Annotated in this window: 13 protein-coding genes and 2 tRNA genes; 1 reads left to right on the top strand and 14 read right to left on the bottom strand. The window is 58.9% G+C overall.

Features of this window, described 5'->3' with window-relative positions:
- Positions 1–1,235, bottom strand: a 1,235-nt coding sequence (locus LLH00_09875) for a hypothetical protein (GenBank protein ID MCE5271575.1), incomplete at its 3' end; no start/stop codon positions are given.
- Between the two features lie 213 nt (positions 1,236–1,448).
- On the opposite strand from LLH00_09875, the gene LLH00_09870 reads away from it, so the two are divergent.
- Positions 1,449–1,712 carry a hypothetical protein gene (locus tag LLH00_09870; GenBank protein ID MCE5271574.1) on the top strand — a complete coding sequence of 88 codons (264 nt, stop codon included), beginning with the start codon at positions 1,449–1,451 and terminating at the stop codon, positions 1,710–1,712.
- Positions 1,713–1,816: 104 nt separating this feature from the next.
- On the opposite strand, the gene LLH00_09865 is transcribed toward LLH00_09870, so the two are convergent.
- From LLH00_09865 to LLH00_09805, 13 genes are all read right to left on the bottom strand, one after another.
- Positions 1,817–2,116: an antibiotic biosynthesis monooxygenase gene (locus LLH00_09865; protein ID MCE5271573.1), complete on the bottom strand. Its 300-nt coding sequence runs from the start codon at positions 2,114–2,116 to the stop codon at positions 1,817–1,819.
- 238 nt (positions 2,117–2,354) lie between these two features.
- Positions 2,355–2,430 (bottom strand) — tRNA-His (locus LLH00_09860).
- A 63-nt stretch (positions 2,431–2,493) separates the two neighbouring features.
- The gene (locus LLH00_09855; GenBank protein ID MCE5271572.1) at positions 2,494–2,925 is read right to left on the bottom strand and encodes an MOSC domain-containing protein; all 432 of its coding nucleotides are present in this window, start codon (positions 2,923–2,925) and stop codon (positions 2,494–2,496) included.
- Between the two features lie 69 nt (positions 2,926–2,994).
- The gene (gene moaA, locus LLH00_09850; protein ID MCE5271571.1) at positions 2,995–3,978 is read right to left on the bottom strand and encodes a GTP 3',8-cyclase MoaA; all 984 of its coding nucleotides are present in this window, start codon (positions 3,976–3,978) and stop codon (positions 2,995–2,997) included.
- Positions 3,979–4,151: 173 nt separating this feature from the next.
- Positions 4,152–7,361, bottom strand: a complete 3,210-nt coding sequence (locus LLH00_09845) for a PAS domain S-box protein (protein ID MCE5271570.1) — start codon at positions 7,359–7,361, stop codon at positions 4,152–4,154.
- A 717-nt stretch (positions 7,362–8,078) separates the two neighbouring features.
- Positions 8,079–10,658, bottom strand: a complete 2,580-nt coding sequence (locus LLH00_09840; GenBank protein MCE5271569.1) for a methyl-accepting chemotaxis protein — start codon at positions 10,656–10,658, stop codon at positions 8,079–8,081.
- A 76-nt stretch (positions 10,659–10,734) separates the two neighbouring features.
- A complete protein-coding gene (locus LLH00_09835) occupies positions 10,735–11,136 on the bottom strand; it encodes a response regulator (GenBank protein ID MCE5271568.1) in 402 nt (133 codons plus the stop codon).
- A 241-nt stretch (positions 11,137–11,377) separates the two neighbouring features.
- Positions 11,378–12,826 (bottom strand): sigma-54 dependent transcriptional regulator, encoded by a 1,449-nt coding sequence (locus LLH00_09830; GenBank protein MCE5271567.1) that lies wholly within the window; start codon positions 12,824–12,826, stop codon positions 11,378–11,380.
- Between the two features lie 4 nt (positions 12,827–12,830).
- Positions 12,831–15,329 (bottom strand): PAS domain S-box protein, encoded by a 2,499-nt coding sequence (locus LLH00_09825; protein MCE5271566.1) that lies wholly within the window; start codon positions 15,327–15,329, stop codon positions 12,831–12,833.
- Positions 15,330–16,115: 786 nt separating this feature from the next.
- Entirely contained in the window at positions 16,116–16,856 is a 741-nt protein-coding gene (locus LLH00_09820; protein MCE5271565.1) for a class I SAM-dependent methyltransferase, read from the bottom strand.
- 11 nt (positions 16,857–16,867) lie between these two features.
- Complete coding sequence (locus LLH00_09815; protein ID MCE5271564.1) at positions 16,868–17,359, bottom strand: TIGR02391 family protein; 492 nt, start codon at positions 17,357–17,359, stop codon at positions 16,868–16,870.
- Positions 17,352–18,026 carry a DUF5343 domain-containing protein gene (locus LLH00_09810; protein MCE5271563.1) on the bottom strand — a complete coding sequence of 225 codons (675 nt, stop codon included), beginning with the start codon at positions 18,024–18,026 and terminating at the stop codon, positions 17,352–17,354. The genes LLH00_09815 and LLH00_09810 overlap by 8 nt, the downstream gene beginning before the upstream one ends.
- Positions 18,027–18,170: 144 nt before the next feature.
- Positions 18,171–18,247 (bottom strand) — tRNA-Arg (locus tag LLH00_09805).
- Between the last annotated feature and the right edge of the window lie 64 nt (positions 18,248–18,311).

Genomic DNA, 18,311 nt, shown 5'->3' with positions numbered 1-18,311 from the left:
AGCGGCTCCAGCATGATGTCGCCATCGCCCGGCCTGAACTCCACGCGTGAGAAATAGGCGTTCTCGCCCCGGGTGTACAGCTCGCACAGGCTGTCCAGGCAACCGCCCCCGGCCTGGTACACCGCAGCCACGGAATCGGACAGGGCCTGCTCCGGCCGAATTTTAGGCGCACTCAGCACCCGCGCCCCGGTGCGCCAGGCGACCTCCTCGGAGGGGTTGGCGAAGGGACGGTAGAAATACTCGCAGGCCGAGCCGCCCTCCGCGGCCAGACGGCCCAGCGCTCCGGCAGAGCCCAGGCCGCAGGGTACGAACCAGCGCAGACGGTCCCAGTGCTGCGGGGGCTCCATCAGCACGCCACCCAGCGAGCCGAACGCGCAGCCCAGCTCACGGATTATCTCGGAGCGCCGCCCGTGGCTGGCCGACATCTCTTTGACTTCCACCATGTAATCCACCGCGGCGGCGATGCGCTTGAGGTGCGCGAACTCCTGCGGATCATCCACTCGCAGGCCCCATGACGCCTGGCCGATGGTCCAGTCCGGGCGCGCGGCGCGGATGTACTCGGCGGTGCGGACAAGGATCGCGGCGTGGTACTCGGCCGGGGACAGACGGCTGCACTTATCGCAGTCGCAGCGCCCCTGGTCGGCGGACTGCAGGCTCACCCCATCCAGGCCCCAGGCCGGGTCGAGGTGAAAATCGATCACCCGGCGCATCCAGTCCCAGGCGGCGCTGCTCTGAAGGCACATCGCCTGCGGGTTGTTCCCGCCGGCCGTCACCTCGGGTGCCTTGCGGATCACCTCCTCGAAGCCCCAACTGTAGACTCCGAGTCCGGCCATGACTTTCACCCCGTGGCCGTGGGCCGCTGACACGAACGCCTTCAGCTTATCGGCCCGCGCCGGTTCGATCACGTTCTCGAACGGCACCGGCCAGTCGCGGGAGCGGAACAGCCCCCAGACACAATCGTAATTCAAGCCCCACTGGGCCTCGGCTTCCAGGAACGCCAGTTGGTCACGCAGAAGGTTGTCATCCCAGCGGATGCAGGGCCAGGGGTCGTTCGGGGTGGGTTCGGAGGCCAGGTCTCGCAACCAGCCCACCGAGACCCGGTACTTGAATGTAGTGTCAGCCTCGGGCTTTGCCTGAGCCACCGTGCCGGCCCCGCGGCCGCAGGCCCCCAGCCCCAGCACACCCAGCCCGGCCCCGGCCGAGCGCACGAGCATCTCTCTGCGCCTGATACGCACCTCCCTGTCCGTCGGATCCTTCGTTACAAGAGGTTTTCAGCAATCTCACGGGTACTAATATTTAACCCGCCCCGCGCTCCGCGCCAGCTTTATTTCAACACATTCCAAACAGTGCCCGGCCTTGCCAGAGCCGGAAAGAAGATTATATTTCAGAATGACGGCAGTTGCGGGCAATACCCAAGCTCAAGCTTACCGGACCGAAAGGAAACCAACATGGACAAGCACCTTATCCTCTGCGTTCATATCACCAACCGGGTCCAGAAGGCCCCGGAAGTGCAGCAGCTTTTCACCAGCTACGGCAACAACATCAAGACCCGCCTGGGCCTGCACGAGGTGAGCGAAACGTTCAATTCCAAGGCCGGTGTGATAATCCTCGAAATGGTGGGCGACGAGGCGAAGTTCGACCAGTTGGCCGCGCAGCTCGACGGGATCGAGGGCGTGGAGTGCCACAAGGTGGTGTTCACCCACCAGAAATAAGGACGTGGGAATGTCCTTGCGGTCCAGTTGACAGGAAACACAAAGGGGACGGCCCGGATGCGGGTCGCCCCCTTTTTTATGTCAGGTCAGCCTGCACGTTTTACTCAGTCGATCTTCTCCCAGACTTTCACCTCGGCCGGCTGGGTCAGCAGCGGCTCCACCCGGCTCAGGAACCCGGTCAGGTGCGGCGTGGCCAGGTGCTGATCCAGTTTCGCACGGCTGGCCCAGGTCTCGTGGAACATGAACACGCTGCCGTCCCCGCACAGACGGTGCAGGTTGTAGTTGATACAGGCGGCCTCGGCACGGGTGGGCGGGATCAGCTCCCGCATCAGGGTCTCGGCCTCGGCCTCCTTGCCTTTCTTCACGCTTATCACTGCCAGAACGACCACGGGCGTTTCTTTCATCTTCCGGCTCTCCTTACGTTTATCGTCCCCGGATGAACTGCCGTCTCAGGCGCATCGCTGTTCTCACATACGCGCCGCACTGCATAAATAACATCCCGCCGGGCCGGGGACAACTATTTCTTCGAGCGGCCGGCCTCAAACAAAGAACTCCCGGCAGCCGAAAACCGCCGGGAGTTCCTTATCGAGCCGCACCGCAGGCCATCAAGCAGAGAAGCCATACCTGGCCGAGGTACAAAAATGGGGTGAGCGATGGGACTTGAACCCACGGCCACATGGGCCACAACCATGTGCTCTACCGACTGAGCTACGCCCACCATGAAAGTCGAATGACACAAAAATATAAAGCGACTGCCGGAAACTGTCAAGTGAAGCGGCGCTCATTCTGCGCTGACCACCCGTGTCAGGGAATCCCCCGGCTTCACCCGTCCGCCGCGGAGCACGGCGGCGAACACCCCCTCGCGCGGCATGATACAATCACCGGCGCTGTAGTAGATCGCGCAGCGGCTGTGGCACTCCTTGCCGATCCGGGTTATCCGCAGCAGCGCCTCGCCCGCGGCCAGGCAATCCCCGGGCTGCAGCGCGGTAAGGTCGATCCCGCGGGTGACAAGGTTCTCGCCGAACGCCCCCGGCTCCAGGGTCATGCCGCTCCTGGCACGCATGACATCGATACTCTCCCCGGCCAGCAGGCTGACCTGACGCTCCCCAGGGCCGGCATGGGCATCCCCCTCGATCCCTGAATCTGCGACTAACAACGCGCCAGCCACGGCAGTCTTGGCCACCCCGCGCCGCGAGCTGGTGCAGACCGCCACAACCCTTCCGCCATCAGTTACAGCACCCTTTGGTTTCAATAGATTATAGCCCCTGGCTGATCCTGTATCTCAACCGCCGATCTGAGTCATCACCCGGCCCTCCAGGCCAGCTAACTGCTCAGCCGGAGGGTGCGTGGCGGGCTTGAGCCGCATCGCGTCCCGGATTGTCCGCGCGATCTGCTCATCCGGGGCGCCCTCGCGCAGTGGCCGGCGAAGGTCCGCCACGGACGGAGAGAACAGGCATAGTTTCAGCGCCCCATCCGCGGTCAGGCGCAGCCGTGAGCAATTGTCGCAGGAATGGCCCGAGAGGGCCGAAATGAACCCCAGGCGCCCGGGACCCTCCTCCACCCGCCAGTAGCGGCTGACCACGCCGCCCGGCGGGCCGGGTTCCAGCCCGGTCAGATTGAACCGGCTCTCGATCCGCCGGCGGATTTCCTCTCCCGGCACGAAACCGTCCGTTTTCCAGGGGTTGGCGGTGAAAGGCATGTACTCGATGAACCGCACCGTGAGCGGCAGACTGCGGGCCAGAGCGGCGAAATCCGTCACCTCGTCGTCGTTCACCCCCCGGATGACCACCATGTTGAGCTTCACGCAGTCGAAACCCGCCTCCAGGGCCGCCCTTATCCCCTCCAGCACCGCGGCGTGCCCCACTGTCCGTCCGGTGATCCGGCTGAAACGCTCCGGGCGCAGGCTGTCCAGGCTGACATTGACCAGGTTCAGCCCGGCGCGGCGCAGCTCGCCCGCGCATCCGGCCAGGCGGGTGCCGTTGGTGGTGAGGCCCAGGGTGCGCACACCCTCGATGGTGCCCAGGGATTCGATAAGCTCGGGCAGTGCGGGATGCAGAAGGGGCTCGCCCCCGGTGAGCCTGATCTTGCCCACCCCCAGGCCGGCGAAAATACGACACAGGCGCAGCAGCTCCAGGTCGGAGAGCAACTCGCGGCCGCTCTTCGGCCTGAAACCGCCCTGCGGACGGCAATAGAAACAGCCCAGATTGCAGCGGTCGGTCACGGACAGGCGCAGGTAATCGTGCACCCGTCCGAACGCATCGGTCAACCCTTTGTCTGCCTTCAAGACCCAGCCCTGGCAAGCGTGATACAGCGTACACACCGGTATAAGTCAATTTACGGCCCAGCGGCCGGGGGGACAAGAGTCCGGCCGGTGTTAAGATTAACGCACAGAGGGATGGGTTTGTAGCACAGACAGCGTTTCGTGTGGAACAGAGGGCTTCATCCGCCGGCCAGCACCCGGCCGATCACCTGCTGCAGGCTTTCGAATTCGTAAGGTTTCTTGAGCCTTCCGGCGAAACCGTGCGCTATGTAATCCGACATCACCGGGTCGTTGGAATAGCCGCTCGAAACCAGGGCGCACACCCGGGGCTGGATCAGTTTCAGGCCGTTCAGCGCTTCGAGCCCGCCCGCGCCAGCCGGGACAGTCAGGTCCAGGATGACAAGGTCGAAAGGCCTTCCCGCCCCGATCGACTCTCTGTATTTGTGCTGGGCCTCTTCCCCATCCACTGCCTCCTCCACCTCCAGCCCCATCATTTCAAGCATCCCCCGGGCCACCTTGCGGACCGCGCTCTCATCGTCCATCACCAGAACCCGTTTCCCATCGAACCGTCGCACTCCCGGCTTTCCGGCCTTCTTGTCCCGCGACGCCTTCACCGGCGGCACATTCAGCGCAGGCAGCAGAAAGCGGAAAGTCGAGCCTTGCCCGACCCTGGACTGGACCTCGATAGCACCGCCGTGTTTCCTGATTATGGAATAGCAGGTGGCAAGGCCCAGTCCACTGCCCCTCTGCTTGGTGGTGAAATATGGGTCGAAGATGCGTTCCTGGTGCTCGGGCGGTATACCGATCCCCTCGTCGCTCACCTCGATCCGGATGAAACAGCCGGCGTTCAGAGGCGGCATTTCATCCCCCTCGATCCTGACATTGTCAGCCGCCACCTTGAGACGTCCCCCCTCGGGCATGGCCTGTACGGCGTTGATCACCAGGTTGTTCAGCACCTGGCTGATTTGTCCCGCATCCGCCTCCACCGACCAGAGGTCCTCGACGATCGAATACACGGCTCTGACATTGGTCCCGCGCAGAGAGAAATCGACCGTTTCGTGCAGGAGCTTTGTCAGGGTGGTCTTTTCCTTGACCGGGGCGCCGCCGCGGGCGAAAGTCAGCAACTGCTGGGTGAGGTCGCGCGCCCGGAACCCGGCTTTTTCGGCCTCCTGCAAGATGTCGAGCAGGCGCGGCTGGGTCTCGACCATTATCCGGGCCAGAGAAATGTTGCCGATGATCGAGGTGAGGATGTTGTTGAAATCGTGGGCTATCCCGCCGGCCAATGTGCCCAGCGACTCGATCCGGGCGGCTTTCTGGATTTCCTCCTCCATCTTCCTTTGCTGGGTGACATCGCGGAAAACCAGGACCACTCCGACAATCCTCTGTCCGGTATCGCAGATCGGAGCCCCGCTGTCGGCGATGGCGAACTCCCGGCCATCCCTGGAGCACAGGACAGTGTGGTTGGCCAGCCCGATCACGTGGCTTTCGCGCAACACTCGCGACACCGGGTTTTCCACCGCCTGCCGCGTATTCTCGTTGATTATCCTGAATACCTTCTCCAGCGGCTGGCCGGCCGCCTCCTCCTGCTTCCAGCCGGTGAGGCTCTCGGCCACAGGGTTCAGCAACGAAACCAGTCCCTCGCGGTTGGTGGCGATCACGGCATCCCCGATGCTGGTCAGAGTCACGGCCAAGCGCTCTTTCTCCGCCGCCAGGGCCTGTTCCGCCTCTTTGCGGGCCGTGATGTCGCGGCCCACCCCGAGAACCAGTTTCCGGTTGCCTATCCTGACCGGAGCGAGCGCCAGGTCGAGCAGTTTCCGCTTGCCGTTCACTTGGAAAACCGCTTCCACAACCTGGCCCCGTTTCCAGAGCCGGGCCGGCTGGCCGATCACAGCCACCATGTGGTCACCGTTACACAGGAAGGCGAAGAGACTTTTCTTTTTCAGTCCCTCCCGGGACATTTCCAGAAAGGCCGAAGCGGCCCGGTTGCAATCGAATATAATCCCATTCATGTCCACAATAATGATGGGGTTCAGAGTTTTTTCGTAGATAGTCTTATACCGGTTTTCGCTTTCCCGCAGAGACTTTTCCGCCCTTTTCTGCTGGGTCGTGTCAATGGCCAGTTCCAAACGCGCCTCACGGCCGTCCGGCCAGTTGATCAGCCGGTCGGTGATCAGGAAATGACGGTGCAGTTTCCGGTTGTACTGCTCCCATTTCAGCGGGATTCCAGCCAGCTTTTTGACCTGCTCGTTAGTGCAGAACTCACAGGGCTCCGAAAAGCTCTGCAAAACGCTGTAGCAGGGCTTGCCCACCGGATCATGGCCCAGCAGGTCCCGCAGGTAGCGGTTGACATACAGCACCTCGAAAGTGTTTATATCGATGGCGTAGATTGGCTCGTTGATACTGTCGAATATCGAGGTCAAATGCGCCCGCTCCTGCGCCGGAGCGTGTTCCAGCGGAGACGTTTCCGGCATTTCCTCGAACATCAGCCCGATATGTTGCGACAGTGCGTCCTGCCTGAGCCGCAGACGCAAGAACCGCGGCGCTCGGTGCGAGCCGAGCTCAACTTTACAATCAAAGGGTATCTGGAAATCCGATATCGGGTGCGCGGAGGGCCGGGTGAAGATCCGGACATCCCTGATTTCGGCCCGGCCCGAGAAAGCGGCGAACCCGACATGGTTGTGCTTACCGTAGACTGCATCCGAATCCATGCCTCTCAACTCGACAACGGAACGGCCTCCAGGGTGTTCAGCCACTTTCAGCCGCAGCCAGCCCCCCACTCTCTCGGCTGTCACAACATATTCCCGCCCCGGCTCCAGGGCCGCCTCACACCTGGCGGTATTGTCCGACTGGCGCTGGATGCCGAATGCCCTGTTGCCTGACAAGCCGCAGCAGAAAGCGTACCCGGCCTCAACCAGCGGAGTGTTCCCCTCGGCCGATGCGCCCGATAGTATCACCGTCAGGCCTTGGATCGACTGCGGGTCCCCGGGCGTGCGGATCACGAACGCCAGCTTCACGTCCTCGCTCGCCCCCCCGAATTCCTGCTCCGACATCAGACAACAGTCGCGTTCCGTTTCCGGGTGTGGAGCGTGGCAGATGGACAGCCCGCTGTCCGAGGCCATCACCTGCCAGCCGCGGCAACCGCCGTCAACCTGCGGCCGCCAGAACGAACCCAGCTCTGAGACTGCACCGGGGCCCTGGTAGCGCAGGGCCCAGCCCTCATCCGGAAAGGACTGCCGTGCGTACTGGCTGTCGATTCTATCCAGATGGGATTTGACCCGGACGGCGGCCGTGTCGCCGATCAGGCTGGCAAGGGGGGCTTTGGCGGCGGCCAGCGCCGCAACCTCCTGTTCGATCAGGAACATATCGCCACTGTAATCGACGATTCGCAACTTCCGGTCGAGCTGGACCTCGGGCACGCGTTTTACCGCCCGGATTGAGGGCCGCGTTCTGTTGCTCCTGTCCAGTTCCTCAACCGAGTTCCTGTAGAGCGAACGGAGCGAAGCCAGTTCTTCCCCGGTCCGCTTGAGTCTCGCAATAAGATCAGCCTGGTTCAAACCATGAGGTTCTTGACGTTCAGGCTTGTCTGTCATGTTTCACCCCTCGGTATGCTGCGACTGAGACGCCGCATCACATTCGACTCGCCGATCCGCTTCTCCTTGACCGGTACGGCTGTGGGCTTTCGTTCTATGCAGAATGATCCCCCGGCCCAAACTGAAAAATATAACTTAATCAATCTACTTTTTACCAAGTGGGCTGTAAAGTGCAGCCCGAACGATTACACCCGGATTAAACCCGGTTGTCAACAATTAATTTACCGACCATAATATCAATATCGCAGTGTTTATCACAGTAATGACATTAATCATGACAAAAATATCAACGGGGCGCCGACAATCCTTCCATCGACGCCCCGTTTGCTGGGTTGGAGCTAAAGAGGAGAGCTGATTGAGGGGTTCCCTCCCCGCTTCCCAAGTTCAGATCGTGTACGGATGGCCAGTCTCCTTGAGTTTATTTAAGTACCTGCGGAGCCGTTTGTCCCGCCCCCGGCAGCGACTGTTCCACATCCGTGTCAAACAGTGCCTCCCCTGTGCCGCTTCAATTCCAGCTCAGAAATTCTTGAAATCCTCCTCATTCAGCGGTATCAGCGCCCGGGCGGCCGATTTCAGGCCCCCGTTGCCATTGCTGCCGCCACCGTTGCCATTCTTCCCGCCACCGTTGCCGTTTTTCGGGGCCTTCACCAGTGTCCCCGGAACAGGCCGTGCCTGACCTGCCGTTTCCACCGCAGCCTCGGGCAGCCGGTTGGCCGCCTGCATGCCGTTCTTCGACTCGCGCGGCCGCCTCTGCGGCGAACCCTGACGCGCATTCGCGTCCCCGTTCCAATCCAGCTTGAACTCGGCCAGCATGTGATGCAGCTCCGATGACTGACTGTTAAGCTCCTCGGCCGCACTGGCGCTTTCCTCGGAATTGGAGGCGTTGCTCTGCGTGACCTCGTCCAGCCTGGAGACCGCGACGTTCACCTGCTCGATTCCCTGAGACTGCTCTTTGGCGGCGCTGGCTATTTCGGAGATCAACTCGTTGGTTTTAGAGGCGCTGGCGGCAATCTTGCCCAGGGCGGAGGCCACCTCGGAAGTGATGTTCACGCCGTTTTCGGCGTTCCTGACCGAATCATCGATCATCTGGGCCGTGTTCTTGGCCGCCTCGGCGCTGCGCTGCGCCAGGGAGCGCACTTCCTCGGCCACCACGGCGAAGCCCTTGCCCGCATCCCCGGCCCGGGCCGCCTCGACCGCGGCGTTCAGGGCCAGAAGGTTGGTCTGGAAAGCGATCTCATCGATGGTCTTCACGATCTTGGCCGTCTCGTCGGAAGAGGCCTTGATCCGGTCGATGGCCTCGACCATTTTCTGCATCGCCCTCTGGCCCTCCTCTGCCGACTGCCGCGAATCGAGCGACAGCTCTTTCGCCTGATGCGCGTTGTCCGCGTTCTGGCGGGTCATGGATGACATTTGTTCGAGACTGGCCGAAATCTCCTCCAGCGCGCTGGCCTGCTCGTTCGCCCCCTGGGCCAGGCTCTGGCTGCCCGAGGAGATCTGGGTGCTGGCGGCATTGACCTGCTCGACCGCCTCGGACACCTGGACCAGGGCCTCCCCCAGCGATCCGATGGTCGAGTTGATGTTGTTCTTGAACTCATCGAGCTGGCCGCTGAAAGTCCCGTTCACCCGGTTGGTCAGGTCCTTGTCGGAAGCCGCGGCCAGGACCGCTGCCGCCTCGCGGATCGGATTGACTATGGCTTCGAGCAGGTCGTTGATGCCCTTGATGATGCTTGAGTATTCGCCGCGGTGACGTCCCGTTTCGGCCCGCACGTCCAAGTCGCCTTTCAGCGCCGCCCGGGTCAGTCCCGAAACCTCGCTGTTCATCGCCTTGAGGCTCTCCACCATCCGGACCATCGCCTTGCCCAGGACATCCCGCTCCGAGGCGACCCGCACCTCGACCGAAAGGTCGCCGTTGGCGATGTGTTCCGAGGCCAGGGCCTTGTCGTTCAGAGCCTGCTGCATCTTGCGGAACGAATCGGCCAGCATCCCGACCTCATCCTCACGCTGGATGTCGATCTTCTCGCTCAGGTCGCCCTCGGCGATCGATCCGGCGATACGGGTGAGTTCTCCCACCGGGCGGGTGATCATGCAGGTGAGCTTCCAGGCCAGCACCAGGCCCACCACCAGGGCCGCCACCAGACCGATAACCATGATGAAAGAGGACGAATGGAGCGAAGTGTCGGCCAGATCGGCCACCTTGACCGTTCTTTCCAGGCCTTGACTGGCCTGGGCCTGGACCGACTCCAGCACCGCGTTGGCCGTTGCTGTGCGCGCCTGGGTGAGACGGGTGAGTTCGAGCCAGTCGTCGGTCAATGCCTTCGTCTCGCGGCGATAGTCATCCAGCGAGGTCCGGATGGTCCGTATCTGGTCCAGGTTGACCTGCTGGCGGGTGATGCCCTGCAACTCGTCCAGCCTCTGGTTGATCTGGTCGAACTTAGCGGCGGCGGCCAGGACCGGCGCATCATCACGTATTATCTCGGCCTCGAGGACCGCCGTTCGGATCTCGGCGCCCATCTCATCGACCTCATCGACCAGGTTGAGCTTGTGCAAGCGTTCTTTCAGCTTGGCCGCGCCGAGCCCTTTATCCATTTCCTCGCGCAGCATCCGCTCCTGGTCCTCATGGAACTGGCCGCAGTTTTCCACGTACAGGGCGGCTGCATCTTTAAGCCTCCCCCGGATTTTTTCCATTTCCTCAAGCTTGTTTCCCGACTGTTCGGCGAGGTTTTCATATTCAGACACACCATTCTGTATCGCAGTGTTGGACTCGACAAATCCGCCCAGGTTTGTCGAGGCTTTCCCGAGTTCATCCGCTTTCTGGAGGTTTTTTTTCACCTCGTCCAGGCTGGCCCGGCTCTCATCCAGGTACTTTTTATCACTCGAAAGCGCATAGCTGCGCATGCCGAGCATTGTGCCATGCCAGTTGCGCTCCAGGGCGTTGGCCAGTGTCACCTCCGGAATATACTCCCGGTTGAGAATACGCGATTCACGTCCGACACGGCTCATGTTCCAGACCGCCATCGACCCGAGTAACAACGCCACGAGGATAAGAGTACCGAAACCGCCACATATCTTTGTACCGAGTCGCTTTTTGATGTCCATGATTCCCCCGATAACTCCGGTTTTTGCCAGCCGCCGAAACTTGACATACATCGTCAAACTAAGCTCTGGTTCGAGTTCACTCCTTGAAATTCTCCATGCGGCCGGCCACTATCTCTTCCTCCAAGCGGGATATGGTGCCCAGAAATGTCTTCATGTCGAGAGGTTTCGGGAAATAGGCGTACACTCCTATGTCCTCCGCCCTGGATTGACTGTTGGCGCCGGTCAGTCCGGTCAACATGATCACCCGTATCCGCGGGTCGATCTTCTTGATCTGCTTAATGACCTCCAAACCGTCCATCTCCCCCATTTTGAAATCCGTAACCACCAGGTTAAAGTCCCCATTGCGGAAAGCCTCGATCGCCCGGCTGGGGCTGTTGAACTGGCGGTTGTTGAACTTGAACAGCTCGAGCGCGCGGCTCATCACCTTAAGACAGCCCTCGTCATCGTCTATCAACATGATGTTCAAACCGTGCTTCATTTTCTCAACCTTTGTGACAGTGTCTTCTTGAGTTTGCATTTTCACTCGCTTTGCCTCCTCGGTTTGCTCTGTGGTTGCATCGGTGCATTACAAAAACGATGCCAGAGGTACTCTATCACTCAATCTGTTCAGAACAGCCTGTGAGCCATGGACGTAACAAAAGAAAGGCCCGTGAAAAGTCTCCACGGGCCGATCATTTAATAACCAACGATCAATTTTTAACCGGTTGAATACTAACCGCTCAGGGATCGCCCAGCTTGCTCCTCAACGTGTTGCGGGTAATGTCCAAATATTTGGCGGCCATTGTTTTATTCCCATCGAACATCTCAAGGACATGCTGCGTGATCCTTTTTTCCAGCTCCGCGAGTTTACAGCTTTCTTCCGGGAAAGCTATCTCCAGCAAGCCTCTGTGATTCCTGCCCACTCCGGCCTGCTCCAGCACGTCCTGTGGCCGCAGGAAATTCAGGTGTTCCGGCCGCACCCTGGCGTCATCATAAAGAAGCACGACCCGTTCCATCGCGTTCTGCAGCTCCCTGACATTGCCCGGCCACTCGTGCTCCACGAGCAGGCTGGCCGCAGCGGGGTCTATATCCTTGAACTTGCGCTTTTTCTGTTCGGACAAACGACGGAGGAACATCTCGGCCAGCGGGACTATGTCTTCCTGGCGCTGACGCAGCGGCGCAAGCCTGATCATCCCCACATTCAGGCGGTAGAACAGGTCGCGGCGGAACGCGCCGCTTTCCACCATCTGATCGAGATCGCGGTTGGTGGCGCAGATGATCCTCACATCCAGGCGGTTGTTTTTCAGGCCGCCCACCCGGTAGAATTCCCTTTCCTGGAGCACCCGCAACAGCTTCGGTTGCAGCTCCAGCGGCATATCGCCGATCTCGTCCAGAAAGAGCGTCCCCCCGGCGGCGAGCTCAAGCTTGCCAATCTGGCCGGATTTCTTGGCCCCGGTGAAAGCCCCCCCCTCGTAGCCGAACAGCTCGCTTTCGAACAGGGTGGGAGCTATCGCCGAGCAGTTGATCGTGACAAAGGGCGCCGCGGTCTCGGCCGCGCCGAAATGCACCAGACGGGCGATGATCTCCTTGCCGGTGCCGGTCTCACCCTCGATCAGCACGGGGACCGAGCGGTCCTGATGCAGCCGCTGCGCCATATCGATCACATCGCGCATGCGTTCGGAAAAAATCCCGATCCGTCCGATCCCAACCGCGCCGGCATATGCGCTGCGGATGCGTTCCAGGCGTTCCTCGGTCTCCCGCGTGGCCTCGGCCACACGGGCCTCGAAACGGCTGGTCAGCTCTATGTTGTCGCGCAGCAGACGCTGGTGTTCCAGCACGCGCTGGACCACCGCGGTGAGTTCCAGGAGGTTGATCGGCTTGCGCAGATAATCGTAGGCCCCGCCGCGCAGGGCGGCAATCGCGGTGTCCAGATCACCGTGCCCGGTGATCAGCACGACATCGGTCAACTCCCCGGCCGGGGTGGATTTGATCCGCTTGAGCAGCTCGATCCCGTTACAGCCCGGCATCCGGAAATCGCTTATCACCAGGGGGGTGGGGTCCTTGGAGAAACACTCGCAGGCCTGGATCCCATCCTCGCAGGAGATGACGCTGTGCCCAAGTTGATTGACCAGATAATCCGACAGGATTCTCCGGTCCAGGGCCGTATCGTCGACAAGCAGTATGTTCATCCAGTCAGTCCTCTTTTCCCCAAGCCGGAAGGCTGATCGTGAACACCGCTCCCGCCTTTTTGCCGTTAGCCGCCGTTATGCTGCCGCCGTGCTCGGTGACGAAACGCCTGACAATGGCCAGGCCGAGGCCGCTGCCCGTGCCCTGGCGTTTCGTGCTGTAAAACGGATCGAATATTTTCTCCACGTTCGGTATCTTGAACCCCGGACCGTTGTCTTCGACCTTGAGGATGATGCGCTGCTGACGGCGGCGGGTGCTGACACGAATCCACTTGTCCCGGTGCTGTTCGGTGTCGAGGGCCTGCATGGCGTTGACCACCAGGTTTATCAGCACCTGCTCCAGGTGAATCGCATTGCCCACCAGCACAAGCTCCCCCGCGGCCAGCCGAATATCCAGATGGATGCCGTGATTGTACAACTGGGTGTCGACCAGCGAAAGCGCCTTGCGGATCGATTCGTTGAGGTTCAGCTCGCGCACCTCGGCCTTTTCTGTCGGCACCCAGTAAGAACGCATCTGCTGGATGATTTCCACGATCCGGTTCACATGCGCCGGGATAAGCTGCAGCCAGTCGCCGAATTCCTCCGGCAGGAGGCCCTGGTTCATCTGGATCCAGAGCAGGATGCTGTCGGTGGTGATCTTGATTGCGTTCAACGGCTGGTTGATCTCATGGGTGATTCCCGCAGCCAGCACGCCGATGGAGGCCAGCCGCGCCGATTCCTCGGCCAGCCGCACCGCCTCGACCCGCCCCCGCTCGGATTCGAGCAGGGCCTGGAAATGTGAATGCCTCTCCCAGGCCCCCACGATGAGGTCCGAAATCACCCGCAGGGCGCCGATTTCCTCTTTTGCCCAGCGCACCGTGCCGCGGCGCAGGAACACGAGGAAACCTTTGGTCAGGCCCGCGATCACCAGCGGACAGACATATATCGCCGAGCCGCCGAAAACGGCCAGGCCCGAATGGTTGCGATCGGGAACGCTCGCAATGTCGTCGATAATCAGGTCCCGCCCGCCGAGAATCCGTTTGAACAGTCTTTCGTACCGGCTGAGCTGGATACTCTCGGGCAGCAGCTTTTTCAGGGCTGACTCGACCCGGACCCACAGGCTGAGCCTCACCGCTGTCCCGGCCGGCTCATCGAAACTGTAGAAACCGGCGCTGTCAAGCCACAGCTTGTCCCCCAGCACCAGCAGGATTTCATCTATCGTGTTCTGGAACGACTCGGAGGAATTGAGCTGCGAGGCCGAGCCGGAGATGATCTTTTCATACTCCAGGCTCAGGGTCAGCTTTTTCCTTTCCTCCTCCAGGGCATTCTCGGCCTTGCGGCGCTCGGTGATGTCGGTCAGCATGCAGTAGGTCCGGCTGAACCGTCCTTGCGCATCCATAACCACGTTGCCGTCCACGGACACCAGCAACCGCCGTCCGCTCTTGTGTTCCAGTTCCAGCTCGGCCCCCCGTAAGCCGCCCATTTTCTTCATCCGACTGAACGAGCAGGGGAATTGGCCACGCTTGTTCCGTGGAAGGATCTCGATATAGGGCCGGCCAATCACCTCTTCCCGGGTGTAGCCCAGCATGTCGAGCCAGGCTTGGTTTACGTTGAGTATCCGTCCCCGCACATCCAGCGACTGGTAGGCGATGGGTGCATTGAAAAAGAGTTCGCGGAACCGTCTTTCGCTTCGGACCAGGTCCTCGCGCGCATCGCAGCGCTCCAGGTCCGAGGCCAGGCGGGCCGCGATCAGAGGCAGGGTCTCGCGGGCGAAGACCGGCAGTTCAAGCCTCCGGCGTGAAACTGCTACCAGAAGGCCGATTACCTCCCCCCGGGCGCCCCTGAGCGGCAGCCCGACATAGCCCTCCATTTTCAAGCGGCTCAGGTTGGTGGCTTTCGGATAATGCAGGCAGACAGACTCGGGATAGTGGAGGAACCACGTCTTCAGCGTGTCGGCGCAGGGCGTGCCCTCCAGAGGATAGCGTATCCCGCGCAAGTGCTTTCTGTCCAGATAATATGATATTGACTCCACTCTCCGGCCCTGGTCTGTTATCCGGCCGAACAGCACCCCATCCGCCCCGAGCCAGAGACTCACCGCCTTGACCAGATGATCGAAAAAACTCCGTCCGTACAAGGCCGAGGAGGACGCCAGCAGCACCTGGCGTTCCTCCCGCTCTTTCAGATTGCTGGCGATGTCCCGGCCGGTGGAAAGGACAACTGTCCCGCCGGTTATCTCATCCCGGCAGGCGACATGGCTCCAGACGATTCCTCCGCCGACCCGCGCGCTGCCCGGGAGTTTGCATTCGATTTCGTATTTACCTGTCCCAACGGCCAGAAATCGCAGGAATTCCTGCTTAACCCGGCTACGCATCGAACGCGTGACAAAAAGCGCAGTCCATTCACGTCCGACAAGACGGCTTTCACGAGGGCACATCCCGTGGGCCTGGGTGTTGGCAACACTGACCCGGCCCGTGGCATCCAGCACGAGACAAGCCTCCGCGCTGTCCTGGAAATACTTCCGGATCAAAGCCTGGTCCGGGCCCCGATATTCGGTTCCGTTCCTCACCGCTTCACCGGGGGTGCTCTCCTTATTTCTATCGAGTAGACTCACGCCTGCTGCGCTCCCGCGGATCAAATTTCCGCGCCCGTTCACAATCATCTGTTACATGCCGTCAAAGGTTGAGTAGACCAATCTCACCATTTCCCGATGTCGTCTCAAATCCTGTTGGAGTGCATTGCAGAATCGGCAGGCATTGCGAAATCGACCTGCTGGCTTTCAGATCGCAATCCGCCGGGTGTTCAATTGATAGCAGTATTCTCTCAATCCTAACTTTGACATTATTAATCTCCCATCCCCTCCTCAAGAAATACGACCAGTAATTTGATTAGCCGTGACAATTCCATAAAGTCTAAAAACACCGAGGCCAATCTTTATTTACGTTTCAACCGTTTAAGGTAACAACTTTACACATGAAATGATTCCACATTTTATCACTGCCTGCCTAACTTGAGAATCAAATCCACAGTTACCGGATTATACCCGAAACGGCACCAGCCGTCAATCCAGTTTGTCATGATTCAAATTCATCAAACCAGACGATAATTATTGCATTTCAATACCTAAAGCCTTATCCTTCAGTCGCATCCGTGGATCGATGGAATCGACTCGCAAGTGCTCTCCCGGATAATACCGGTAATTTTGAGGCCCCGTCGTCTGAAAAATAGAAAAAATCGATTTGAATCACTGCAGACAGGACTTTTTATCCAAAAACCGGGGAGAAATGTTTTGCCGGGGGGGCTGGGGAGTAGAATCTCAGGCGGTCTTCCGGGCGGTGAAAACGAGCCAGCCCGAGCCGACCCGGAACGGCTCGCGGGTGGTGGAGCCATAGGCCTCGACCAACTCGAGGCCGGCGCTGTTGAGCATCGCGCTCAGTTCGCCCAGGCTGTAGACCCACTGACAGAGCGTGCAAAGCTCCGCCACTGACGAGCCTTTCCGGTAGATACGGTACTCCATTTCGAGGCGGTTTTCCGTTACGTGGTAGGTGTTGTCTATAAGGACGGTAAAATCCCCGGCCTCGTACCATTCGTGGTCGGTCAGCGTGGGAAGGATCGACTCGGCGGACAGGGCGGTGTCGGCCACGAACCACGCCCCAGGTTTCAGGCTGCGCGCCAGGGCGCCCAGGTAGGCAGCCATGCCCTCGCGGTCGAAATAGCCGAAACTGTTGCCGAACGCGTAGGCCCCATCATAGAGCCCCTCGCCCGCAATGTCCCGCAGGTCCGCCTGGACAACCTCGCACCGGCCGGCGTACGGGGCCAGGGCTTGGCGCGCCAGGGCCAGCATCCCGGGGCTGTGGTCCACCCCGGTAACCCGGTAGCCGCGCGCGGCGAACACAGCGGCATGACGGCCCCCGCCGCAGGGGGCATCCAACAGGTGCATGCCCGGTGACACACGGAGTTCCTCAGCCAGGAAATCCACCTCGGCCGCACTCTGCTCCGGGGTGATCCCGTGCAGCCACAGCTCCAGGGCGCGGCCCTGGAAGAAAGAAGATATCATTCTTTAATAACCTATATTTTTTTGCAGTGGTATCCTGCATCATCCAATCTTCGCAGCAGCAAAGACACCAAAACCAAATGATCCAGGCATTGATCTATTGTATCTTTAATAATGTATTCATGGCCTCTTGGATTCCGTATTGCTAAAACAGAACCAGCGAATAAGAATTTATAGCCTTCTTGTTCATCACATTCACTTTCTGACGACAACGCGGATAGTTTAATTTGAGGTGATTTTTCATTAAACACTTGCATCATCAATTTAACACCAAACTCCTTGTTTTTAGCATGCCTTTGAACCTCCTTATCAAGAAATTTAAAAGCTTCAAAAGTAGCCTGAGCGAAATGACCATCATCAAACAACCTTTTGGCAATGTTTTGCAATGAAGGATGAATATTTCTTTCCTCGAATAAATGCAGCCCCTCAGAGGGCAACAATGGTGTATCAGTGAAGTATTTTGCTTTTCTGACTATTATTTCAAATTTCTCAAAATAGTCAGCCATTTAGTAAATGCTCCTTAATACTCCTAAAAATCCTATCGTAAGAATCTTGCTCTGCATTTGCAGGTAAATTAATTTCAATACGTACGGTTAGGCCGACTGGAATATCCCCATTATTTCCTCCCTGACCTTCTTTCCTTTTCACTTTGGATGTGTTGGGAGGTGTTTGTAGCTCATTGCTCAGTTTCCTATTCTTTGGTCGCTTTTTTTCGGACGCATCCGCAGATCGTGCTGTTTTAATCTCTCCCTTTCCTGCAAAATAGGCTAAAGTTTGGAATGCTATCGCCTGTCGTTCTCCAGTTAGGGCAGTAGTTTGATCTGTTTGTCTAAAAAAGGTTATAAGAGCGTTCTTATCTAACGTCCACGCATTGTCTCCATACAAATCAAATAAATCTTTGTAGCTCTCTTGCACCAACGAACCAAATTCTCTTTGGAAATCATCGTCATTGTGCAAGTTAAAAATCTTTGCCCCTCTTTCAGTTTTGCTTCCTGTTTCATCAATCACGCTAAGGAATTTTAGCAAATTAAGAATAGAGCTTTCATTTTTTGGTGCAAACCCAACTTTTTTAAGAGTATTAGCATCAACAGGGGAAGGGAATGTTTTCCTAAAATGAATTATAACGGGGATAAGATTTCCTTGTGCAACAATATAAGGATGCTTGTCTGACATTTCCATCTCCTTATAAAGCGTTGACGGAACAAATCAATAATGCTAATCAGTATAACTCATATATTGGTCATTGTAAAGGGTGCTTTATAAAGAACGATCTCGTATAAAAAAGGCCAGGCTTTCCAGCCCGGCCCGCATATCAACTGGCGCCCTCTGCGCGGCTCGAACGCGCGACCTACTGCTTAGAAGGCAGTTGCTCTATCCAGCTGAGCTAAGAGGGCGCTCGGTTTTCGTCATTGCCTGCTAACGGCCTGCCGGCTCGCACATCCCGGCAGGCATAAAATA

The sequence above is a fragment of the bacterium genome (assembly GCA_021372515.1).
Taxonomy (GTDB): Bacteria; Gemmatimonadota; Glassbacteria; order GWA2-58-10; family GWA2-58-10; genus JAJFUG01.
The sequence above is the reverse complement of the archived record's forward strand: the minus strand, read 5'-3'. Positions and strand labels throughout refer to the sequence as shown.